Annotated in this window: 17 protein-coding genes, 1 tRNA gene and 2 pseudogenes; 4 read left to right on the forward strand and 16 right to left on the reverse strand. The window is 64.0% G+C overall.

Going from position 1 to position 21,635, the window contains the following annotated elements; all coding sequences use genetic code 11:
• Positions 1 to 3: 3 nt before the first annotated feature.
• Positions 4 to 354: a GFA family protein gene (locus ABIS05_RS22300; protein WP_348012956.1), complete on the reverse strand. Its 351-nt coding sequence runs from the start codon at positions 352 to 354 to the stop codon at positions 4 to 6.
• Positions 355 to 411: 57 nt separating this feature from the next.
• Positions 412 to 2,628, reverse strand: coding sequence for a catalase/peroxidase HPI (gene katG, locus ABIS05_RS22305; protein ID WP_348012957.1), 2,217 nt, complete (start codon positions 2,626 to 2,628; stop codon positions 412 to 414).
• 183 nt (positions 2,629 to 2,811) lie between these two features.
• Here katG and ABIS05_RS22310 point away from each other — a divergent pair.
• Positions 2,812 to 2,886: transfer RNA gene (locus tag ABIS05_RS22310), tRNA-Arg, on the forward strand.
• Positions 2,887 to 3,059: 173 nt separating this feature from the next.
• Positions 3,060 to 4,301: a site-specific integrase gene (locus tag ABIS05_RS22315; RefSeq protein WP_348012958.1), complete on the forward strand. Its 1,242-nt coding sequence runs from the start codon at positions 3,060 to 3,062 to the stop codon at positions 4,299 to 4,301.
• Between the two features lie 115 nt (positions 4,302 to 4,416).
• Here ABIS05_RS22315 and ABIS05_RS22320 read toward each other — a convergent pair whose 3' ends face one another.
• The 5 genes from ABIS05_RS22320 to ABIS05_RS22340 all read right to left on the reverse strand — a co-directional run bounded on the left by ABIS05_RS22320 (position 4,417) and on the right by ABIS05_RS22340 (position 8,752).
• A complete protein-coding gene (locus ABIS05_RS22320) occupies positions 4,417 to 4,659 on the reverse strand; it encodes a hypothetical protein (protein WP_348012959.1) in 243 nt (80 codons plus the stop codon).
• 67 nt (positions 4,660 to 4,726) lie between these two features.
• Positions 4,727 to 5,134 (reverse strand): DUF305 domain-containing protein, encoded by a 408-nt coding sequence (locus ABIS05_RS22325; protein ID WP_348012960.1) that lies wholly within the window; start codon positions 5,132 to 5,134, stop codon positions 4,727 to 4,729.
• A gap of 458 nt (positions 5,135 to 5,592) precedes the next feature.
• The gene (locus tag ABIS05_RS22330) at positions 5,593 to 6,087 is read right to left on the reverse strand and encodes a hypothetical protein (protein WP_348012961.1); all 495 of its coding nucleotides are present in this window, start codon (positions 6,085 to 6,087) and stop codon (positions 5,593 to 5,595) included.
• A gap of 386 nt (positions 6,088 to 6,473) precedes the next feature.
• On the reverse strand, positions 6,474 to 7,790 hold the full coding sequence (locus ABIS05_RS22335; RefSeq protein WP_348012962.1) for a glucoamylase family protein: 1,317 nt from the start codon (positions 7,788 to 7,790) through the stop codon (positions 6,474 to 6,476).
• Positions 7,791 to 7,795: 5 nt separating this feature from the next.
• Positions 7,796 to 8,752 (reverse strand): 2-deoxy-5-keto-D-gluconate 6-phosphate aldolase domain-containing protein, encoded by a 957-nt coding sequence (locus tag ABIS05_RS22340; protein WP_348012963.1) that lies wholly within the window; start codon positions 8,750 to 8,752, stop codon positions 7,796 to 7,798.
• A 395-nt stretch (positions 8,753 to 9,147) separates the two neighbouring features.
• Here ABIS05_RS22340 and gnd point away from each other — a divergent pair, with 395 nt between their 5' ends.
• On the forward strand, positions 9,148 to 10,173 hold the full coding sequence (gene gnd, locus ABIS05_RS22345) for a phosphogluconate dehydrogenase (NAD(+)-dependent, decarboxylating) (protein ID WP_348012964.1): 1,026 nt from the start codon (positions 9,148 to 9,150) through the stop codon (positions 10,171 to 10,173).
• Positions 10,170 to 10,898 (forward strand): HAD family hydrolase, encoded by a 729-nt coding sequence (locus ABIS05_RS22350; RefSeq protein ID WP_348012965.1) that lies wholly within the window; start codon positions 10,170 to 10,172, stop codon positions 10,896 to 10,898. Before gnd ends, ABIS05_RS22350 begins: the two co-directional genes overlap by 4 nt.
• A gap of 32 nt (positions 10,899 to 10,930) precedes the next feature.
• Here the strand turns inward: ABIS05_RS22350 and tkt are convergent, their stop codons facing one another.
• The 9 genes and pseudogenes from tkt to ABIS05_RS22395 all read right to left on the reverse strand — a co-directional run bounded on the left by tkt (position 10,931) and on the right by ABIS05_RS22395 (position 21,626).
• Complete coding sequence (gene tkt / locus ABIS05_RS22355; RefSeq protein ID WP_348012966.1) at positions 10,931 to 12,982, reverse strand: transketolase; 2,052 nt, start codon at positions 12,980 to 12,982, stop codon at positions 10,931 to 10,933.
• A 15-nt stretch (positions 12,983 to 12,997) separates the two neighbouring features.
• Positions 12,998 to 14,068: an acetate kinase gene (locus ABIS05_RS22360; RefSeq protein WP_348012967.1), complete on the reverse strand. Its 1,071-nt coding sequence runs from the start codon at positions 14,066 to 14,068 to the stop codon at positions 12,998 to 13,000.
• Positions 14,065 to 16,437 carry a phosphoketolase family protein gene (locus ABIS05_RS22365; RefSeq protein WP_348012968.1) on the reverse strand — a complete coding sequence of 791 codons (2,373 nt, stop codon included), beginning with the start codon at positions 16,435 to 16,437 and terminating at the stop codon, positions 14,065 to 14,067. Before ABIS05_RS22365 ends, ABIS05_RS22360 begins: the two co-directional genes overlap by 4 nt.
• Positions 16,434 to 16,643 (reverse strand): annotated as a pseudogene (locus ABIS05_RS22370) (alpha-D-glucose phosphate-specific phosphoglucomutase); the annotation flags it as partial. The gene ABIS05_RS22365 and the pseudogene ABIS05_RS22370, both read right to left, overlap by 4 nt.
• Positions 16,644 to 16,657: 14 nt before the next feature.
• A pseudogene (locus tag ABIS05_RS22375) lies at positions 16,658 to 16,873 on the reverse strand (multicopper oxidase domain-containing protein); the annotation flags it as partial.
• 16 nt (positions 16,874 to 16,889) lie between these two features.
• Positions 16,890 to 18,158, reverse strand: coding sequence for a phosphoglycerate dehydrogenase (gene serA, locus ABIS05_RS22380; RefSeq protein ID WP_348012969.1), 1,269 nt, complete (start codon positions 18,156 to 18,158; stop codon positions 16,890 to 16,892).
• Positions 18,155 to 19,849 carry a hypothetical protein gene (locus ABIS05_RS22385; protein WP_348012970.1) on the reverse strand — a complete coding sequence of 565 codons (1,695 nt, stop codon included), beginning with the start codon at positions 19,847 to 19,849 and terminating at the stop codon, positions 18,155 to 18,157. Before ABIS05_RS22385 ends, serA begins: the two co-directional genes overlap by 4 nt.
• The gene (locus tag ABIS05_RS22390; protein WP_348012971.1) at positions 19,846 to 21,252 is read right to left on the reverse strand and encodes an alpha/beta fold hydrolase; all 1,407 of its coding nucleotides are present in this window, start codon (positions 21,250 to 21,252) and stop codon (positions 19,846 to 19,848) included. Before ABIS05_RS22390 ends, ABIS05_RS22385 begins: the two co-directional genes overlap by 4 nt.
• A 50-nt stretch (positions 21,253 to 21,302) precedes the next feature.
• Complete coding sequence (locus ABIS05_RS22395) at positions 21,303 to 21,626, reverse strand: DUF5676 family membrane protein (RefSeq protein ID WP_348012972.1); 324 nt, start codon at positions 21,624 to 21,626, stop codon at positions 21,303 to 21,305.
• Positions 21,627 to 21,635: the final 9 nt, after the last annotated feature.

A 21,635-nucleotide genomic window follows, 5' to 3' on the forward strand; every position in this document is an offset into this window, starting at 1 on the left:
CCGCTACTTCGCGCGCCCGTCGTAGTGATGCACCGGCACCGCGCCCAGGTCGATGCCGTCGATGCAGCGGATGTTGACCGCCGCCGTCGCATCGCCATTCGGCGCCTTGCCTTCGCCATAGGGGTGGATACCGCAGGTCGGGCAGAAGCGGTGCTCGATGACGTGCTTGTTGAAGGTGTAGCTGGCCATGTCGCTCTCGGGCGTGAGCAACCGCAGCGACGTGCGTGGCACGAACCACAGCAGCGAGCCCTTGCGTTGGCAGATGGAGCAGTTGCAGGACAACCCGGAATCGATGTCGCCATCGACTTCGAACTTGATGCGGCCGCAGTGGCAGCTGCCTTGATGCGTGGTCATGCGCTCGTCCTGGTGAAAGTTGGAGACGGGCATTCTGGCGCCCGTCTCCTCCCTCGATCAAACCAGGTCGAAGCGATCCGCGTTCATCACCTTGACCCAGGCAGCGACGAAGTCGCGCAGGAAGGCGGCGTTGGCATCGCTGGCGCCCAGGGCTTCGGCGATGGCGCGCAGCTGCGAGTTGGAGCCGAACACCAGGTCCACCACGCTGGCCGTCCACTTCACCTCACCCGTGCTGCGGTCGCAGCCTTCGATGACCTCGGCTGAGGCCTCGGAACGGCGCCACTTGGTACGCATGTCGAGCAGGTTGACGAAGAAGTCCTGCGTCAGTGCGCCCGGCCGCGTCGTCAGCACGCCCAGCTTCGATTGACCGAAGTTGGTGTCCAGCACACGCAGGCCACCGATTAGCGCGGCCGTCTCTGGTGCGCTGAGGTTGAGCAGGTGAGCCTTGTCGAGCAGCAGTTCGGCTGCGAGGGCGCCATCCACGCCCGGCTTGAGGTAGTTGCGGAAGCCGTCGGCCACGGGTTCCAGCACCGCGAAGGAGGCGACGTCGGTCTGCGCTTGCGAAGCATCGGTGCGGCCTGGCGCGAAGGGCACGTCGATGCTCTGGCCGGCCTGCTTCGCCGCCGCCTCGATGGCCGCGCCACCGGCCAGCACGATGAGGTCGGCGAGCGAGATCTTCTTGCCGCCGTTCTGCGCGCCGTTGAACTGCTGCTGGATGGCGTCGAGCTTGGTCAGCACCTGGGCCAGCCGCGCCGGCTCGTTGACGGCCCAGTCCTTCTGCGGCGCCAGGCGGATGCGCGCACCGTTGGCGCCACCGCGCTTGTCGCTGCCGCGGAAGGTCGAGGCCGAGGCCCAGGCGGTGGAGGCCAGTTCGGAGACGCTCAGGCCCGAAGCCAGCACCTGCGCCTTCAGCGCGGCCACGTCCTGCTCGTTGACGAGCGGGTGGTCGACCGGCGGCACGCGGTCCTGCCAGATCAGCTCTTCCTGCGGCACCAGCGGGCCAAGGTAGCGCTCGATCGGGCCCATGTCGCGGTGCGTCAGCTTGAACCAGGCGCGGGCGAAGGCGTCGGCGAACTGATCGGGGTTGGCGTGGAAGCGGCGTGAAATCCCCTCGTAGGCCGGGTCCACGCGCAGGGCCATGTCGGCGGTGGACATCATCGGCGCATGGCGCTTGGTGGGGTCGTGGGCGTCCACCACGGTGTTGCTGCCCGCGCCGCCCTTGGGCCGCCATTGCTGCGCACCGGCGGGGCTCTTGGTCAGCTCCCATTCGTAGCTGAACAGCGTGTCGAAGTAGCCGTTGTCCCAGGTCGTCGGGTTGGGCTTCCAGGCGCCTTCCAGGCCGCTGGTGATGACGTGACCCGCGATGCCGGTCTCGAAGCTGTTGGACCAGCCCAGGCCCTGCTCGATGAGGTCCGCACCCTCGGGCTCGGCGCCCACATGCTTGGGGTCGCCCGCGCCATGCGCCTTGCCGAAGGTGTGGCCGCCGGCCACGAGCGCCACGGTCTCCTCGTCGTCCATCGCCATGCGGGCAAAGGTCTCGCGCACGTCACGTGCCGAAGCCGCCGGGTCGGGGTTGCCGTCCGGCCCTTCCGGGTTCACGTAGATCAAGCCCATCTGCACGGCGGCCAGCGGGTTGGCCAGATCGCGCTCGCCGCTGTAGCGGCCGCCCGGCTTGTCGCTGGTCGCCAGCCAGGCGCTCTCGGGGCCCCAGTAGATGTCGACCTCGGGCTCCCAGATGTCGGCGCGGCCACCGGCAAAGCCGAAGGTCTTGAAGCCCATGGACTCCAGCGCGACGTTGCCGGTCAGCACGACGAGGTCGGCCCAGGAAATCTTGCTGCCGTACTTCTGCTTGATGGGCCACAGCAGGCGGCGCGCCTTGTCGAGATTGCCGTTGTCGGGCCAGCTGTTCAGCGGCGCAAAGCGCTGCGCGCCGGTGCCTGCGCCACCGCGGCCATCGGCCGTTCGATAGGTGCCGGCGGCGTGCCAGGCCATGCGGATGAAGAAGGGGCCGTAGTGGCCGTAGTCGGCCGGCCACCAGTCCTGCGAGTCCGTCATCAGCGCGTGCAGGTCCTGCACGACCGCGTCGAGGTCCAGCGTCTTGAAGGCCTCGCTGTAGTCGAAGGCCGTGCCCATCGGGTTGGCGCGCGGCGAGTGCTGGTGGAGGATGGCCACGTTCAGCTGGTTAGGCCACCAGTCGCGGTTGCCCCGGCTGCTGGAGGAGGTGGGCTGGTGGGTCTTGCTGCCCGAAAACGGGCACTTGGGTTCGGTGGACATCGTGGCCTCCAGAGGAGTTCGCATAAGTGAAGGGCCAGTCTAGGAGTCGGCCCGACAAGGTCCAAAGCAATCGTCCCAATGGCCGCGATAGGCAGAAATGCGGGCCGCCTCGCCCGGCAGGGCCGCCCGGCCGTGCATGCGAGAATCCGCGCCCTCGCCCGGCAGCTTGCTGCGCGAGCGCAGCTCTCCGTAGTTCAATGGATAGAACGGCCGCCTCCTAAGCGGCAAATGTGGGTTCGATTCCCGCCGGAGGGACCAGGTCTTTGTTCCAAGACATCCCGCAAGCGATCAGAGAGACAATTAAATCAACGACTTAGGTTGAATTTTGTCTCAGACGCTCCCTCAAGGGGTCTTTACAGCGCCTGCTTGGTGGGGGAACATTTGGGGGAACAAAACACCGTTCCCCCACTTTCCGAGCACTCTGTTCCCCCATGCTGACCGACGTCGCCTGCAAAAACGCTGTTTGCCCCATTGGCAAGAGCAGGCTTCGCCTGACCGATTCCGGCGGGCTTTACCTGGAAATTTCACCGAGCGGTTCGAAGCGCTGGTTTGCCAAGTACCGCTTCGGCGACAAGGAGAAGCGCCTGGCTCTAGGCAGCTATCCCGAGGTGGCGCTGAAGGCCGCGCGAGCTGGCCGGGACGCCGCACGCAAGGTCCACGATACAGGCGCCGACCCTGTGCAGGCGCGCAAGGCCGAAGTGCTCGCCAAGCGCGTTTCCTCGGCCTTCACTTTCAAGGCGGTGACCGAGGAGTACCACGGGAAGAAGGCGAGCGACTGGAGCAAAGTTCACGCTGCGCAGTTCTTGCGCTGCTGCGAGAAGGACCTTTTCCCCTGGATCGGTGCCCTGCCCTTGCGCGCCATCAGCGCACCCATCCTGCTCGACACGTTGCGCAGGGTAGAAGCACGCGGCGCCACGCAGTTGGTGCGGGATCTGCGCGAGTTCGCCGGGCAGGTCTTCATGTACGGCATCCATACCGGCAAATGCGAGAGCAACCCCGCCCGCGATCTGGTCGGCGCCTTCAAGAGCCATACCGTCAAGCACATGGCAGCCGTGCTGACGCCGGCCAAGGCTGGCGAACTGATGCGGGCCATCGGCTGCTACCAAGGTCAGCCCACCACGAGGGTCGCACTGCTCCTGTCGGCCCTGTTATTTCAGCGGCCTGGCAATATCCGTTCGCTGGAGTGGACCTGGATCGACCTGGACGGGGCAATGCTGACCATCCCCGCCGAGTCCATGAAACGGGCTAAAGCGGGCAAACTCAACGGCCGGCCGCATCTGGTACCGCTAGCCGTGCAGGCGGTGGCCGCGCTACGCGAAATTCATCCGTTGACGGGCAAAGGCCGCTACGTGTTCCAAAGCCTGCGAACGGGTGACAAGCCCATGAGCGAGAACACCGTGAATGCGGCGCTGCGAGGGATGGGCTATAGCAAGGACGAGATGACGGCCCACGGCTTCCGGGCGATGGCCCGCACCATCATGGCTGAGAACATCGACGGCATTGATCTCGACGTGATCGAGTCACAGCTAGCCCATGCGAAGTCGGGGCCGCTCGGCTCGGCCTATGACCGAACTGAACACATGAACAAGCGCAAGGCGCTGATGCAGACGTGGGCGGACTACTTGGAACAGCTGCGCATCGGTGCCAATGCAATCCACATCAAGGCGGCGTGAGCTTAGGGATGTCGTCAATACCTAAGGAATAGCGCGACCTCAGCAACTGTATGAAGCCAGCTGCCATGCCCACCTAGAACGGTGGATAGTCCAGCCACCGGAGCCCGTCGCGCACCTACTGCACCGCTGCAGCGTCGTTCGGATCTTCAACGCCCACCAACAATCGGCTGATGGAACGACGCACGTGCCGAGACAGCGTTTCCCTGTCGATCTCAAGGCCGAACCTATTTTTGACCAACGCGCCGACTTGGCCGCTCATACCGGCCAGCGCCACGACATCGAAGTCATGTTTAGTGACGCCGCACAGGTCAGCTTCAAGCGGCGTGCAAATTTGGACTTCTCCGGAAATTACATGCAACGCTTAAAATCGAGGGATTGAAACCCGTTGCGTGGTCCCAACTTCGCGCGCCTTTGGCATTGACGCGTCAAGGATGTTTCTTCAGCCATCCGTCAAGTTGTGCGATCTCCTTGGTCTGGTCCTTGATGATCTTTCGGGCCATTGCCTTGATCTCAGGTGACTTGCCGTGCTCGACTTCCGGCTTGGCCATGTCAATGGCCTGCTGATGGTGCATCTTCATCATCATCGCGAAGTCCTTGTCAATGTCACCGCTCATTGACATGTTCTTCATAGCATCCATGCCGCTCATCATGGAGGTATGCATCTCCTTGGAAATTCCGGCGTGCATACCGGCCATGGGCTTGCCCATGGCACCGCTGGCAGGCATCGCCGGCATGCTTTGAGCGGCCGCCGTACCAGCCGAAAGCGCGCTGAGCGCGGAAACGCTCAGACAAAGACTGAGGTGAACAAGATGTCGGAAAGGTGCGCGGTTCATAGAATCTCCAGTGGATGGGAAAAGCCAGTCAGGACAGCCGTACCTCAGCCTAACTGATCGGGATCAATGACCATTTATTCAATGCTAAGTGTCGGCTGTTCATGACCAAGCGCTGTGACCACGCTGTGGTGACGTAGGAAATGTCTGATGCGCTGCACAGACCTCTGATTTGCGCCATGCCAGCTCGACTGAAGGCTGCTGCCTCTGAACACGACAGGCTCGGCGCGGGAAGGCATCACCCGTGCAAAATCAATTCCGGCCCTCACCCATCCATCTGAGCTGAGGCGGCCGAATTACAAGCCGTCGGCTGGCATGCATCAAGGCCAGCACGCCACCGGCTGGGAGGTACCGGCACCGGCGAAGCGCCGCCGGCGAAGAAGGGCAACGGCGCGACCGCGCCGAGGGCAACCAGTAGACCGCACCGGCTTTGACGGGCCTCGGGTAGGTTCGGGAGGGGGTCAGTGCAGTCCATCGACCGATCTATGGCGCGCGGACTGCCGACGCACGAACCAAAGGGCTATCGGCGGGACGATCAACCATTGAAGAAGCGGGGAGAGGCCGATTTCGAATCCCGGAATGAGCGGCATCGCGGACGAATAGGTCCAAGTTTGGACCCATTGCCCCCGCGTGGCCAGCCATTCAACCACTGCTGTGATCGCAATCCCCGCTGCGACGAACCCGGCCGCTTCGCGCCAAGACGGCACGCACACCCAACGGCGCCGCCGCGTGACGGCCATGATGCTTGCATGGGCCAGCAGCGTGATCACGGCATCCCCCAGCGTGGCCTGCAGGCAGGCGCTTATGACGGCTGAATGGGGTGCGGCGGCCATGCCCTCGAACAGAGGCGCTTGCAGGACTTCCCAAGGGAAGTTGAGAAGCAGCGCAAACACGACGAGATTGAACTCCGGCGTGGCAGTCAACTCGCGAACGCGACGGATAGCGGTGTGGTCCATAGGAGTCAGCGCGAGCGCACGGTTCCATCGGCAAGATACCCCGTTCCCCAGTGAGTAGCGCTCGACGAGGCGCAGGTCCAGGCACCATTCAAGCAGCGGCACCCTCGGGACTTTCAAACCGCACCATGGGGTGAGGTAGTGCGTTCCTCCCCACACACCCAGGCATTGACAGGAGTGCCCCAGGCACGCAGCTGGCGGACCTGCCTGTTCGTCGAGACCGAGTGTCATCCAACTCTACCCCTTACGCTACGCCCGTTGGTTCATGTGGGCCGCAAGCCGCGTGTGATCGTCCGGGTGTTCGAAGACACGCCCGGCGGAGCCTGTACCTGCCCATGGCTCTCCTGGTGCTGGGGAAGACTCCTTTGGTGCAGCCAGCGTGTCGATTCTCATAGCCAGCCTTTCGTGAATCCCGCCCGCTGCAACCCCGCGACGACATAGGGGCAAGCGCGCATCAAGCGCCAGAGCAAATCAGAGCGGTGGTTCTCGCACATCAGCACCACCGGGCCTAGGTTGATGCCGAAGTGATAGGGCGACGTCCAGCCCACGTGGCCATCGATTTCGGCCTCGTCGGAAAAGCTCAGGTTGAAACTGCACCTGAAGCAGTATTCGCCCGTGATCTGGGGATACACGTCCTGAAAATGCTGCAGCGAAGGGAGCACGATCTCGGGCGCAAACGGCAGCGATGCAGCCACGGCCCAGGGTGCGACGGTCCCGTCGTCAGGTCCGTACGGTGCGCCGCGCGCCGCATAGTCGAAGAACGAGCGCTCGATGCCGTTGATGCGGCGAGTCGTCCAGCCCGGCCCGTCGCTCGCGGTCAGGCCCCAGAAGTTTTCACCGTAGCCTGCAAAGTTCAGCGGGTTGCGGATGGCGTACTCACGCTGCACGTAGGTCGCGCGGCGGCTGTTCTCGCAGTAGTCGATGCCCTTGTCGCGCGCGAAGGCGTCCTGGATGCCGCGCATGTCGAGCCAGATGTGTGAATACTGGTGGATAAATAGCGGGCCGCCGTAAAGCAACTCGTGGCCGTAGATCGTTTTCCATTCGTAGGTTGAAGTCCAGGCCGTATAGCTCTCGGCCGGCAGCGGGTGCGTCGGCGAGCCCAGACCCAATACGTACAGCAAGGTGGCTTCGTCGTAGCCGCTCCAGCGGTAAGGCAGGAAGCCGCCTTCGGGCGTCCACCCATGCGTCACCGTCGCGGCACCGTTGCAAGCCCAGGCCCAATCGACGCGGCGGTACAGCGCGTCGGCCAGCGTACGCACGGCCTGCTCGTTTTCGTCTTCGTGGTCGAAGTACGCAGCGGCGGCCAGCATGCCGGCGAGGAGAAACGTGCTGTCGACGGTCGACACCTCGCACAAGCCTGCACGCTGGCCTGTGTTCATGTCCAGGAAGTGGTAGTAGAAGCCTTTGAATCCGGTTGCGTCAGGCGCTGTACCGTGTGGGCTGGCCCAGAAGAACCGCAGCAACGTCAGCGTGCGAGACACTGCATCAGTGCGCGTCATCCAGCCACGCTCAACCCCCACGGGATAGGCCGCCAGCGCAAAGCCCACCGCCGCAATGCTTGCGGGCGAACCGGGCTGCGATTTATCGGCGACGAGACCGTTCGCGGGGTTGGTTTCGCGCACAAAGTACTCGAACGCGTGGCGCTGCAGGGCATCCAGGCGTGCGTCACTGAAGGTCGGTGTATTGGCATGTTGCTGCTCAAGCATGCGCCTCAACCTGGCGGGGATCGCGTGGACGACGAGTCAGCAGAACGGGCCGCGGCTTTGGCGGCCTCGAAAACACTGACCCACAACCGGTAGCGGCGGGCGATTTCTGCCACCGCATCCTCGCGAGTGATTTTCTCGTCGCGCAAGGCGATCAACGGCTCCCAAAAGGTCGTTCGCCCTACCGCGAAACCGATGAATCCGGGCACGCCTGCCGCCGTCGTCAACCAGGCGCGAACGTGCTGCTCGTTCTCCCCGCGCCCGAGCACGATGCAACCCACGCTCGCGCGCCCGTCGCGCCGCGCCATCGCCACGATGCGCTCGCAGTCGGCCTTGCTGTCCAGGCCCTCGACCTTCCAGACATCGGCCTCGACCCCCGCATCCTGCAAGTCGCTGATGGCGCGCAGCATCAGTGCGGGCCTGAGCTTGCGGTCGTAGGCGCGAGCCTCCCCGCTGAAGCCTTCCAGCTGCTGCGGCGTGGCCGGTACGAGCAGCTCGAACATGAATCTTGATGGCCCATCCACAAGGGCTTCAGACAATGTGCGAAGGCGCGACGCCTGACGGTGGTTCACTGCCGCATCGCCTTCGGGGTTGTAACGCACCAGCACCTTGCAAAATGCTGGCGCGAAGTCTTGGATGTGCTGCGCGAAGTCAGCGCCGAACTCGAAGTCGAACTCGTCCTGCCCGCTCTTCTCGGTGGGCGCGCAGGTGATGACGCCGCCGTTTTTTGCGTCGCGCAAGATGTCGGCACCAAAGTGCTCGTCCACCAGGACCCCGGCCTTGGATTTGTTAATGCCGTCGGCCACTGCGGCCGCAAAGCCGTCGTAGATCACGCGTTTGGCCGCGATGACTTGCGCGGTCTGTTCTGGCGCGAGTGCACCGGTCCAGCCGAACAGGCCACTCACAAACGACGCGCGGTGGTCGAAGGGCAGGATGTACAGGGGCTGGGTGTAGCCTGCGGGCATGGTCTGCGCACCTCCTGGGTAGCTGGCCGATTGGCTAGTTCGGTGAAATCACGAGCGGGTTGTCGGGCAGTTCGTTGGCATTGCGCGCGCCTGCGGGAAAGTGCGCCACGCGCAGTCAAGCCATCTGATTTGCAGAATATGGCGCGACACGCAAAACGTCTGTGCGCTCGCGTACCTCGGGCACGACAAAGGCGGCGTCGCGTCGCAATAAGGTCATCATTACTACCGAGCGGGCCTGTGAGCTTTGGATCAGTGCAACGTGCTGCAGCGCACAGACGGGCTATGACCCCGCCCGTAGCCTTGGCCGCGAACGCCGCATAGGGATGCCGGAAGCGACATGTTTGTTGCTGGCGTTCTGCTTGCGGGACGGGATCGCGATGGCAGTGGAGATGCGAATGCAGCTTGCGATGATCGGTCTGGGGCGGATGGGGGCGAGCATGGTTCGTCGCCTGATGAACAAGGGCCACAGATGTGTTGTTCACGACCGGAACCCTGCCCATGTGGCCAGCCTCCAGACCGATGGCGCCGAAGGCGCGGCGTCCGTGGCTGAGCTGGTTGCCAAGATGCCTCGGCCGCGCGCAGTCTGGCTCATGGTGCCGGCCGGTGCCGTGGATCAAGCCCTGGCGGAACTGGTGCCGCACCTGGACTCTGGCGATACGGTGATCGACGGTGGCAATTCGTACTATCGCGACGATATTCGCCGCGCCAGGGAACTGGCCGCAGCGGGTCTTCACCACGTCGATGTGGGCACGAGTGGCGGCGTGGCCGGCAAGGAGCGCGGCTACTGTTTGATGATCGGTGGCGATGACGATGTCGTGAAATGCCTGGAGCCGATCTTCATGGCGCTGGCGCCGGGTGCCGGCGCTGCGCAGCGAACTCCGGGGCGCAGCGGTGAACACACTGGCGCCGAGCAAGGCTTCCTGCATTGCGGCCCGCACGGCGCGGGCCACTTTGTGAAGATGGTTCACAACGGCATCGAGTACGGTGTGATGGCGGCCTATGCCGAAGGTCTGAGCATCCTGCGCAACGCCAACGTGGGCAAAGGCAGTCAGACCGCCGATGCCGAGACCACGCCGCTGCGTGAGCCCGAGTTCTACCAGTACGAGCTGAACCTGCCGGACATCACCGAGGTCTGGCGCCGGGGCAGCGTCATCGGCTCGTGGCTGCTCGACTTGACAGCCGGCGCTTTGCTGCGCGACCCGCAGCTCCAGGCCTACGGCGGCCGTGTTTCCGATTCGGGAGAGGGCCGCTGGACGCTGCAGGCGGCCATCGACGAAGCGGTGCCGGCACATGTGCTCAGCGCCGCCCTGTATCAGCGTTTCGCGTCGCGGGGTGAAGCCGGCTATGCCAATCAGGTGTTGTCGGCGATGCGACATGAATTTGGCGGTCATGCCGAGAAACCCCCAGGGGACTCCACATGAACCGGAACGCGAGCGCCGATGTGGTGTTCTTGCTCGACGTCGACAACACGCTGCTCGACAACGACCGGATCATCGCCGACCTTCGTGGTCACCTCCAAGCTGCATTCGGCGTTGCCAGCGCGGCCCGCTATTGGGCTGCCTTCGAAGCGCTGCGCACTGACCTCGGCTACGCCGACTATCTGGGCGCGTTGCAGCGCTACCGCGCCGACGCTGAGCGAGGCGATTCGGATGACGCCCAACTGTTGCTGATGTCGAGCTTTCTGATCGACTACCCCTTCGCCGATCGGTTGTATCCGGGCGCGCTCGATGTTATTGCGCACCTCGGCCGATCTGGCCCAACGGTGATCTTGTCCGATGGTGACGTGGTGTTCCAGCCGCGCAAGGTGCAGCGTTCGGGCCTGTGGGACGCGGTGGGTGGCCGTGTACTGATCTACGTGCACAAGGAGCAGATGCTCGACGAGGTTCAACGCATACACCCCGCGCGCCACTACGTAATGGTGGATGACAAGCAGCGGCTGCTGACAGCGATGAAATCCGTTCTCGGCGACCGCCTGACGACGGTGTTTCCACGCCAGGGCCACTACGCTCTTGACCCGGCGAATGCCAAGCTCTACCCGGTGCCGGACGTCACTGTCGAGCAGGTTGGCAACCTGCTCGACAGTGACGCGGCCACGCTGTTTGCACTGCCTCGCGATGCGTCGCGAGGAGGTCCGCCGCCGAAGTAGGCGGCTGTGTGGCATTTCGATGAAGGCGCCCATTAGCGGTTCAGCAGCACGCGTGCCCGCGACGCCACGTTGTCGATCGTGAAACCATATTCGCGCAGCAAGGTGTCGGCCGGGGCAGATGCACCAAAGCATTCAACACTGAGCACGTCGCCCCGGTCACCGACGTAGCGATGCCAGCCCTGCGCCACGCCCAGTTCCACGGCTAGCCGCGCTCCCACGATTGGTGGCAATACGCTATCTCGGTAGCTCTGCGGCTGCGCGTCGAACAGATCCCAGCTGGGCATCGACACACAGCGCACAGCGATGCCTTCGCCCTGTAGCTTCTCGGCGGCGGCAACGATCAAGGCGACCTCCGATCCACTGGCGATTAGGATGAGCGTGGGCGGCTGGCCACCCGCGTCGCTGAGCACATAGGCGCCGCGGCGCAGGCCTTCGGCGCTGGCATGGCGGCCTCGGTCCAGCGTGGGCACCTCCTGCCGGGTCAGCGCGAGCAACACCGGACGCTGTCGGCTCTCTACGGCCACCTTCCAGGCCACCGCTGTTTCATTGGCGTCCGCCGGGCGGATCAGGGTGAGCCCCGGTATCGCGCGCAGGCTGGCCAGTTGCTCCACCGGCTGGTGCGTGGGCCCGTCTTCGCCCACGGCCAAGCTGTCATGGGTGAACACATGGACGACATGCAGCTTCATTAACGCCGCCAGGCGGATGGCCGGCCGCATGTAGTCGCAGAAGATCAGGAAGGTGGCGCCGTAAGGAATGAAGCCGCCGTGCGCGGCCAGGCCGTTGACGATGGCGCCCATCGCGTGTTCGCGCACGCCAAAGTGCAAGTTGCGACCGGCATGGCTCCAGCCGCCGCCGTTGGAACCTTGGGTGTCGTCAGTGTCGGTTGAAGCCGGGTTGAAATCGCCCCGGCCCTTCAGTGCGGTCTTGGTCGACGTGTCCAGGTCGGCTGAGCCACCGGATAACGCGGGCAGCCGCGCGGCCATCGCGTTCATCACCTTACCCGACGCGACCCGCGTGGCCATGCCTTTGGCATCGGCAGGAAACGTCGGGATGTCGTCGTCCCAGCCGGAGGGCAGTTCCCCGCGCAGGCTGCACTGCAGTTCTGCGGCCAGTTCCGGAAACGCCAGGGCGTAGGCCGCCAGGCGTGCTCTCCACACGGCCTCGGCGTTCTGCCCGCGCGCCAGCGCCTCGCGCATGTGCACACCGGCCGCCTCGGGAATCAGGAACGACGGCTCAGCGGGCCAGCCGAGGCGCTGCTTGGTCAGCCGAACCTCTTCAACGCCGAGCGGCGAACCGTGGGCTTCGAAACTGTCGTGCTTGTTGGGTGAGCCGAATCCAATGTGCGTGCGCACCAGAATCAACGACGGTTTCGAGGCTTCCACCTGCGCGGCCTGCAAAGCGGCGGCTATCGCCTCGACATCGTTGCCATCCGCCACCGCCACGGTGTGCCAGCCATAGGCTTCGAAGCGCGCGGCGCGATCTTCCGAGAACGCCATGTCGGTGCCGGCGGAGAGCGTCACGCGGTTGTCGTCGTACAGGCAGATCAGCTTGCCGAGTTTCAGATGCCCAGCCAGTGAGGCGGCTTCTGCTGCCACGCCTTCCATCAGGTCGCCATCGCCGACGATCACATAGGTGTGGTGGTCGATCACCACATGCCCTGGCCGGTTGTAGCGCGCCGCGAGTTGCGCTTCGCCGATGGCCAGGCCCACCGCGTTGGCGAAGCCCTGACCCAACGGCCCGGTGGTGACTTCGACGCCTGGGGTGTGCCCACGTTCCGGGTGGCCCGGAGCCTTGCTGCCCCATTGTCGAAAGGCCTTGATGTCGTCGAGCGAAAGGTCGTAGCCGCTCAGGTGCAGCAGGCTGTAGAGCAGCATCGAACCGTGGCCGGCAGACAGCACGAAGCGGTCTCGGTCAGGCCAGTCCGGGTTGTGCGGATTGAACTTGAGAAACCGCGCCCACAGCGCATAGGCCATCGGCGCGGCGCCCAGCGGCATGCCGGGATGGCCGCTGTTGGCCTTCTGAACGGCGTCCACCGAGAGAAAGCGCAGGGTGTCGATGCAGAGCTGGTCGAGGGGGTTCGTCATGGCAACTCCGGTTGGTCAGTGCGGTTGTCGAGTGATCTGCCAGGTGAGCAAAGCGATCTGTTCGTCTTCTTGCGCAGGCAGCACACGCGCTTTTGCGGTGGGGATGCCCAGCGCGTCCAGGCCCTCGCAGATGAATGCGCGCGTCGAAGCATCGTTCTCTCCGATCCCGCCCGTGAAGACCAGTTGGTCAACGCCGCCGAGAACGGCCGCCATTGCAGCAATCTGTTTGCGCACGGAAGCGCAGAACATCGCGATGGCCAGACGCGCGTCATCATCTGAAGCGGATGTCGAAGCCGCAGCAGCAATCAGCTCACGCAAATCACCGCTGAGGCCAGAGATGCCGAGCATTCCAGAGCGCTGGTCAATCAGCGATGCGAGCTGAGCCGCGTCATAGCCGTGCTCGCGAACCACGTACGCGAGCACACCGGGGTCGAGGTCGCCGCAGCGTGTGCTCATGATCACGCCGCCCGTCGGCGTCAGCCCCATGCTCGTGTCCACCGACGCTCCGTGAGCCACCGCGGTGACGCTCGCGCCGTGGCCGAGATGGGCAATCACCAAACGCGGTGGGAGGTCACTGCCCAGTTGCCGCACGATCGACTCCCCCGACAGGCCGTGGAAGCCGTAGCGTTCGATGCCCAGCGCCCGAAGCTCGCGCGGGATGGGCAGCGTGCGGGCGACAGCGGGCATACCAGCATGGAATGCCGTGTCCAAGCACGCCACTTGGGCCACACCGGGGAAGCGCGCTTGCGCCGCGCGCACCAGCGCCAGCGCGGGCGGCACGTGCAGGGGCGCAAACGCGGTGGCGGCTTGCAGTTGCTGCATCACGGCCGCATCGATCAAGGTGTGCAGGCGGCAGTGCGGACCGCCATGAACGATGCGGTGGCCGACTGCGGCAGGCGCAGGCATGCTCTGCGCTTGCAGCCGCTGCGCGATGCGAGCCAGCGCCGCTTCGGGCTCGCCGCCAGCTTCTTCTGCGCCGGAAATCAGCACGCGGCTGCCGCTTGCGTCCACCATGTAGAAACCGAATTTGAGCGACGACGAGCCGACGTTCAACGCCAGCACGGGTCGGCCTGCGTCGCTGCTCATGCCGTCCAGCGCCAGTCGCGCACTTCCGGCAGGTCCTCGCCGTGTTCGCTGATGTAGGCCTTGTGGCGCGCGATGCTGGCGTCATAGCGCTGCGAAGCCTGCTCGACAAGATGCGCCAGGCGCGGAATGCGGCGTATGGCGTCGAGCGCCAACTGGTAGCGGTCGATGTTGTTCAGCACCACCATGTCGAACGCGGTCGTCGTCGTGCCTTCTTCCTTGTAGCCACGCACGTGCAGGTTGTCGTGGTTGTGGCGGCGATAGGTCAGGCGGTGGATCAGCCCCGCGTAGCCGTGGAAGGCAAACACGATGGGCTTGTCGCGCGTGAACATGGCGTCGAACGCGTCATCGTCCAGGCCGTGAGGATGCTCGGACTGCGGCTGCAGTGCCATCAGGTCGACGACGTTCACAACGCGGATGCGGATGTCCGGCACGTACCCGCGTAACAGCGCCACAGCGGCCAGCGTTTCGAGCGTCGGCACGTCGCCGGCACAGGCCATCACCACATCGGGCTCACCCGAATCGGAACCCGCATCGTTGCTGGCCCAGGCCCAGATGCCAGCGCCGACGGTGCAGTGGCGTGCTGCCGATTCGATGTCGAGCCACTGCAAGGCAGGCGCCTTGCCAGCGATGATCAGGTTGACGTAGTTGCGGCTGCGAAGGCAATGGTCGGCGATCGACAGCAGGCAGTTTGCGTCGGGAGCCAGATAGATCCGCACGACGTCCGCCTTTTTGTTCGCCACCACGTCGATGAAGCCCGGGTCCTGGTGTGAGAAGCCGTTGTGATCCTGTTGCCAGACATGCGAGGTGAGCAGGTAGTTGAGTGACGCAATGGGCTTGCGCCATGGGATTTGGTTGCAGACCTTCAGCCACTTCGCATGCTGGTTGAACATCGAATCGATGATGTGGACGAACGCCTCGTAGCACGAGAACAAGCCATGGCGTCCGGTGAGCAGATAGCCTTCGAGCCAGCCTTCGCACAGGTGCTCACTCAGCACCTCCATCACGCGGCCATCGGCCGATAGATTGACATCGACCGCGTCGATCTCGGCCATCCACGCTTTGCCACTGGCTTCCACTACCGAACCGAGCCGGTTGGAGGCGGTCTCGTCCGGGCCGAAGAGGCGGAAGTTGCCACTGTCAGTATTCCTGCGCATCACTTCGGCAAGGAAGTTGCCGAGCACGCGCGTGGACTCACCGATCGCGCCGCCTGGCGCCACCACGGGCACTGCGAAATCATGGAAGTCAGGCATCACCAGCGGTGCCAGCAATTCCCCGCCGTTGGCATGCGGATTAGCGCCCATACGTCTGTTTCCGGCCGGCGCGAGCACGGCGAATTCGTCGCGGAAGCGGCCGTTGGCGTCGAACAGTTCTTGCGGCGCATAACTGCGCATCCAGTCTTCCAGTTGGCGGATGTGCTGCGCGTTGGTGAACTGTGTGATCGGCACCTGGTGCGCTCGCCATGTTCCTTCCACCGGCAGACCATCGACCTCCTTGGGGCCGGTCCAGCCTTTGGGCGTCTGCAACACGATCATCGGCCAGCGCGGAAGTAGCGGCGGATTAGGCGAATCCGACGCGCGCGCCGCGGCCTGAATGGCGTGGATCTGCGTAAGGACGGCATCGAGCGTTTGCGCCAGTTGCTCGTGCACCGCCATGGGATCGTCGCCAACCACGAAGTGCGGCTCGTGCCCATAGCCGCGCAGCAGGGCCGTTAGATTTTCGCGGCCGATGCGGGCCAGCACGGTCGGGTTGGCGATCTTGAATCCGTTGAGGTGCAGGATCGGCAGCACCGCGCCATCGCGAGCCGGGTTCAAGAACTTGTTCGAGTGCCAGCTCGCCGCCAGTGCGCCGGTCTCGGCCTCACCGTCACCGATGACACACGCCACGATCAGCCCGGGGTTGTCGAAGGCCGCGCCGTACGCATGGGCCAGCGAGTAGCCCAGTTCGCCGCCTTCGTGGATCGAGCCAGGCGTTTCCGGTGCCACATGGCTCGGGATGCCGCCGGGCCACGAAAACTGGCGGAACAACTTGCGCATGCCGTCGCGGTCGCGCGAGATGTCTGGATAGGTCTCGGTGTACGTGCCTTCGAGGTAGGTGTTCGCCACCAGCCCCGGGCCACCGTGGCCCGGGCCGATGACGTTGATCATGTCCAGGTCGTGCTCCCTGATCAGGCGGTTCAAGTGCACGTACAGCAGGTTTAGTCCAGGCGTGGTGCCCCAGTGCCCGAGCAGGCGCGGCTTGATGTGCGCCAGCGTCAGCGGCTCTTCGAGCAGCGGGTTCGCGTGCAGGTAGATCTGCCCCACCGACAGGTAGTTAGCGGCGCGCCACCAGGCGTGCATCTTGTTCAGAAGGTCGGGGGTCAGCGTCGTCATGTCGTGTCCTTGAGATTGAGTGCTGCATGCACGATGTCTTGCGCCTCGGCAAGCATGCGGCGCAGGTGCGCGTCGTTGTGGAAACTCTCGGCGTAGATCTTGTAGATGTCTTCGGTGCCCGAGGGTCGCGCGGCGAACCAGCCACTCTCCGCGCGGACCTTGATGCCGCCGATCGGCGCGCCGTTGGCAGGCGCCTTGTCGATCACATGCCGGCGAACTAAAGACCAGGAACGCCGTCCATCGGGCTGGGCAACAGGATGCCGTGCCAGTGGATCGAACTGGTCGCAGCCAGGCGGTTGGTCACCCGAAGCGTGACGGTGTCGCCCTCGCGCCAGTACAGGGTGGGAACATGTACCGTGCCGTTGACGGCGGTCGCAATGCGCGGGTTGCCGGTGAAATTGGCCGGCGTCTGTCCGATGACGAGGTCGAATGGGGTTAGGGGATCGGGCACGTCAATACAAAATCCGGCAGCGGATCGTTGCCGGGACTCTGCACAATTCGGCCAGGGAAGGCTGCGACGCCGCGTGGTCAATGTCGATCACCACATAGCCGACATCCGCGTTAGTGCTCAAGTATTGAGCGGCGATGTTGATGCCTGCCGCCGACAGCTTCTCATTGACGTGGGCCAGCACGCCGGGCACGTTCTTGTGGATATGCAACAGCCGGCTGCGTCCGGCGTGCTTGGGCAGGGCGACTTCGGGGAAGTTCACTGCCGAGGTGGTCGAGCCGTTGTTGTCATACCGGATCAGCTTGGCTGCGACTTCCTTGCCAATGTTCACCTGCGCCTCGGAGGTCGAGCCGCCGATGTGCGGCGTCAGGATGACGTTGTCGAAGCGTGTCAGTGGCGAGACGAAGGCCGAATCGTTGCCTTGCGGCTCGACGGGGAAGACATCGATCGCAGCGCCGTGCAGGTGGCGGCTCTCCAGCGCTGCAGCAAGTGCATCAATGTCGACCACGCTGCCGCGCGAAGCATTGATCAAGTGGCTTCCGGGCTTCATCGCCGCAAGTTGCGCTGTACCGATCATGTTGGCTGTTTCCGCAGTTTCCGGGACATGCAGGCTGACCACGTCAGAGACTTTCAGGAGCTCATCGAGTCCGGCCATCTCAAACGCATTGCCGAGCGGCAGCTTCGCCTCAATGTCGCGAAACACCACGCGCATGCCGAGCTGTTCAGCGAGCACGCCGATCTGCGTACCGATGTGGCCGTAGCCCACAATGCCCAGCGTCTTGCCGCGTACTTCGTACGAATGCGCGGCGCTCTTGACCCAGCCGCCACGGTGCAGGACCGCGTTCTTCTCCGGAATGCCGCGCATCAACATGATGATCTGCGCGAGTACCAGCTCGGCCACGCTGCGCGTGTTGGAGAACGGTGCGTTGAACACCGGAATGCCCAGGCGCATGGCGGCGCCCAGATCGACCTGGTTGGTGCCGATGCAGAAGCAGCCGATGGCCGCCAGCCGGTTCGCGTGCTGCAGAACCTCTCCGGTCAGCTGTGTGCGGGAGCGTATCCCCAGAAAGGTCGCCTCGGTCAGCGCCGCGCGCAACTCGATGCCGGCCAGCGACTTGGCATGGGTGACGATGCGCGTGTAGCCACCGTGGCGCAGTGCATCGACGGCCGAAGGATGAATCCCTTCAAGAAGTACCACCAACAGGTCGCTCTTGGAAATCTCGCTTTGGGTGGCGGCGCGCTCGACCGCCTTGGAATTCCGCGCAAGGCTCATGGCGTGATCTCGCCGGCACTGGTTGCGCGTTCGTTGCCAAACACCAGTGAGCGGACTATTGCCCACTGCGCTTCGGTCGGCACGGCGGCCGCATCGATTGCATGGGCGGCGTGCGAATCGATGGCTCCTTGACTGTCGAACACCAGCCAGCTGCAGGTTTCGCTGGCGATTGCCTCGGGTTGGCCACAGGCCAGGCGCAGGTACCAGTCGACCAGGATGAAGCGGCGGCTGGCGAACTCGGCTGCAGCCGCTTCGCCGCGGGCGAGCGCAACGTAGCGCTCGTGAGCCAGTGGCTGCACTTCGTGGCCGTCGAGCAAGAACAAGCGACTTTCATGGGGCGCCGGAATGAAGCTGTTTGGCAAGCAGCCTGCGGGCCCGTCAACCGGCCCTTCGTATACCGGGGCAAAACCGCCCCCGGGCGTGCGGAAATTCGTTGTCTGACCCTGGTACAAACGCGCCGCCACCCATTGCACGCGGCCGTCGTAGGCGTAGTCGCGGAGGTCGAACTTGAGCACCTGCGCTGGTTCTTCGTTGGAGATCACCCGCCCGCCGGGAGCCACCAGCGCCTGCGCCACATAGCCGCCCGCAAGGATTTCTTGCCAGACACGCTGGGTCAGCTTGTCGCCGCGGTAGGCTGCTCGGCCACCGAACCCGGCGAACGGCTTGAAGAACAGTTGCCGCCGATCGCGCCACAGGCGCTCGGCATGTTGCGCCTCCACGATTTCAGTATGGGGAATGCCGGCCAGCAGAACGTCTTGGGTGGCCTGAGGCACGCTCAAGGCCTGCAACCGCGTGGCATCGGTGAGCAAGGCCAGGTTGCGCTTGTCCGCATACAGCGCATGTGCCTGCGGATGTGGCGTGAGCACCATCGCGTTGGCCAAGTAGGCCTCGCGCAGCGTCGCGCTGGCGGTCTCCGCCAACGAAAAGTCGGTGAGGCGGTTGTAGACGAGGTCGATGGCCACATCACCATGCCAGAGCACACCGTCACGCAGACTGAACGCAGTGGGGCCAGCGATCACTGCCTGCAACCCGTGGCGCTGGAACAAGCGCTGAAACAGTAGGAACTCGGGGTAGAGATACTGTTGTTCGGGGTTCTCGTCGACGATGGCGATGCTTCGCAACGGTCGGTCGTGGCCAGAGAGCGACCACTCGTTGCGAAACATCGACATGATGTCGTCTTCGAACTCACCGGCTGTGGCCGATGGCGGCAAGTGGCCATCTATGGCCGCGCAGCACGCCCGCTGTGCGCGTGCCAGCACGGCATTGAGCATGGCTCCGCCCGCATTGGTGTTGATCTCGATGAGCCCGAAGCTGTTGTTGGCGACATGAAAGTCGTAGCCGAAGAACACGCCCTTGGCGCCGCCGGGATCATGGCGTGCGATGGCGGGTGCCGTGGCCAGAACTTCGTCGCGGTAAGCCGGAAGGGCAACCACCGACTCGATGGCCTGCACCACTTGGGTCATGCGCAGCGCATGGCCTTGCGACAGAAAAACGGGGCGAGTTGCGAACAAGTAGGGGCAGCGCTGCTGGATCAAGTCAAACAGACCCGGCTCGCCGATCTCCGACTCCAGCGCCTGGCGCAGCGCCGAGGTATCAAGGCTGATGCAAAAGCATTCGCTGTTCAGTACCTCTATGGGTCCGATCGATTTGACAGTATCTGCCCCCGTCATTGGAAGTTGCGGCGTATTCATGTAAGGGCGTCGCCCTTGACCCAGCCCTGAAAGTGCTGGGCGCGATGAAGAAGATGGATCATTTTGGCTGCCGCGCCGGCCGTCCTGGGATGTTGCGTGAAACCGGGTCTCGGAGAGATGAAGCCAGCCATCTCGGAGCCCAGTTCGAGCTGTTGATCAGGCGCTTGCGCGAGCATCGCGATCAGCAAGTTCTCCATGGCGATCATGCGCATGCGCAGATGCTCAAGTTCGGTGTCCATCGATTGCGTCACCACCGTTTGTAGAGCGGGCTGCGAACGCTCTGTCCCATCGATCCAACGACATATCACGTCAATCGCGAGGGGGATGTTGCCGACCTGGCAATGGGCCTGGCCGTGCTCTTGCCGTGTGAACACGCGCGCTGTCAGCGAGCGGGCGTGCGTGAGATTGCGTGCTTGTGTCCACAGTTGATCGAGTGGCACGTAGTGATCCTGCGCCCCCGCGAGCAAAAGCACTTCCTGTGTCACGCGGCTCGAGACGTCGTCCGTTCGATAGGCGCGCGCTGCCTGAAGGGCTTCGTGGGGGGTCTTGACACCGAAGACGCGCATCGCTTGCTGAAGGCCCCACTCAATGACGGCGCATTGGGCGCTCGCAATGTTCATCAAGGCGTCCATCAGTGCGCCCGTGTGCTCAAGCGCTCCGACAAGGGGCCGCACCGCCTCTGGCAGCTGGTGCGTCAGGCATGCATGGAAGTCGGTCATGACGTCGTAAGCGACGACACGCCGCACTCGGCGCTCGAATGCGGCGGCGCGGATAACGAGGCATCCACCGAGAGACCCGCCAATGAGCGTAACGTCTTCGAGTCCGAGCGCGTCTAGGACCGCAGCGACTGGACGATGCCAGTCTGCGGTCATGGGGGTGTGCTGGTCCTCGAGCATGCTGCCTTGTCCTGGTCCTTCGAACGCGACAATGTCGTGGCCGCGCCGCGCGAATTCGCAGAGCATGGGGAAGAGTTCCTCGACGTAACTGTCGAAGCCTCCAAACAGCACAATGGTCCCAACGACTTGAGGCTTGCCGAACCGGTACGCCGTGAGCGTGAGATTCCCGAATGGGACGCTGTGCGTCGTGTAAGTTCCCTCGAACGGCTGGCGAAGTTGCGGCAGCAGGCGCAGGCGCGTGGGCTGCTTGCGCGCATCGCTCTTGAGCATGAAGAACTCTGCCGAGCGAAAGTGGAGACCGGCGATGTAGGGACGGCCCTCCCGCTCGGCCGCCTCCCCTAGCCTCACGAATTCGTCTCGCCACGCGTCGTATCCGACCAATCGCGGCAGGATGGGCTCGACGTCGCGCAACCAGGCTTCACCGCCATACGCCGCCCAGCGATTGAGCTGGAAGTTGAGGCTGAGGTCGGGATGCAGTTCACGCCAACCTTGATGGATGCTGGTCACGGTTTAGGCCTCGCGATCACATTGTTTTTCCCGCTTCTGAATGAACTTGATCACCGTCCACCGCGAGCGATCGGCGGCTTGTTCGCTGACTGTCCGGACCTCCCGCTGCCGGAAATGCCGGGATCGAAGCGGCGTGCGAAAAAGTTGTAAACCGGCACGTACACCAGACCGGCATAGGCACCGTAGAGAAAGCTTTCGACCAGACCGATCAGGAAACCTGGCAGCGTGAGCCACTTGAAGCCGGGCAGCAGTTGTTCGAGCAGGGCACGCGAGTGCAGTGATTCTGGCGTGAAGAGCCCAAAGACCACGCAGACGACAAACGAGATCGATGTCGTGGTGGCGAGAGCCCAGGAAACTACCTTGATGTTCAGCATGAAGTGCTC

The sequence above is a fragment of the Roseateles sp. genome (assembly GCF_039929605.1).
GTDB lineage: Bacteria > Pseudomonadota > Gammaproteobacteria > Burkholderiales > Burkholderiaceae_C > Pelomonas.

Bases quoted from the DNA above. Each gene is read 5' to 3' on its own strand.
- ABIS05_RS22350 (WP_348012965.1), top strand. From the start codon at position 10,170: ATGAACCGGAACGCGAGCGCCGATGTGGTGTTCTTGCTCGACGTCGAC.
- gnd (WP_348012964.1), top strand. From the start codon at position 9,148: ATGCAGCTTGCGATGATCGGTCTGGGGCGGATGGGGGCGAGCATGGTT.
- serA (WP_348012969.1), bottom strand. From the start codon at position 18,158: ATGAGCCTTGCGCGGAATTCCAAGGCGGTCGAGCGCGCCGCCACCCAA.
- ABIS05_RS22395 (WP_348012972.1), bottom strand. From the start codon at position 21,626: ATGCTGAACATCAAGGTAGTTTCCTGGGCTCTCGCCACCACGACATCG.
- ABIS05_RS22340 (WP_348012963.1), bottom strand. From the start codon at position 8,752: ATGCCCGCAGGCTACACCCAGCCCCTGTACATCCTGCCCTTCGACCAC.
- ABIS05_RS22360 (WP_348012967.1), bottom strand. From the start codon at position 14,068: ATGAGCAGCGACGCAGGCCGACCCGTGCTGGCGTTGAACGTCGGCTCG.
- ABIS05_RS22365 (WP_348012968.1), bottom strand. From the start codon at position 16,437: ATGACGACGCTGACCCCCGACCTTCTGAACAAGATGCACGCCTGGTGG.
- ABIS05_RS22325 (WP_348012960.1), bottom strand. From the start codon at position 5,134: ATGAACCGCGCACCTTTCCGACATCTTGTTCACCTCAGTCTTTGTCTG.
- ABIS05_RS22315 (WP_348012958.1), top strand. From the start codon at position 3,060: ATGCTGACCGACGTCGCCTGCAAAAACGCTGTTTGCCCCATTGGCAAG.
- ABIS05_RS22385 (WP_348012970.1), bottom strand. From the start codon at position 19,849: ATGAATACGCCGCAACTTCCAATGACGGGGGCAGATACTGTCAAATCG.
- tkt (WP_348012966.1), bottom strand. From the start codon at position 12,982: ATGACGAACCCCCTCGACCAGCTCTGCATCGACACCCTGCGCTTTCTC.
- ABIS05_RS22335 (WP_348012962.1), bottom strand. From the start codon at position 7,790: ATGCTTGAGCAGCAACATGCCAATACACCGACCTTCAGTGACGCACGC.
- ABIS05_RS22330 (WP_348012961.1), bottom strand. From the start codon at position 6,087: ATGGACCACACCGCTATCCGTCGCGTTCGCGAGTTGACTGCCACGCCG.
- katG (WP_348012957.1), bottom strand. From the start codon at position 2,628: ATGTCCACCGAACCCAAGTGCCCGTTTTCGGGCAGCAAGACCCACCAG.
- ABIS05_RS22300 (WP_348012956.1), bottom strand. From the start codon at position 354: ATGACCACGCATCAAGGCAGCTGCCACTGCGGCCGCATCAAGTTCGAA.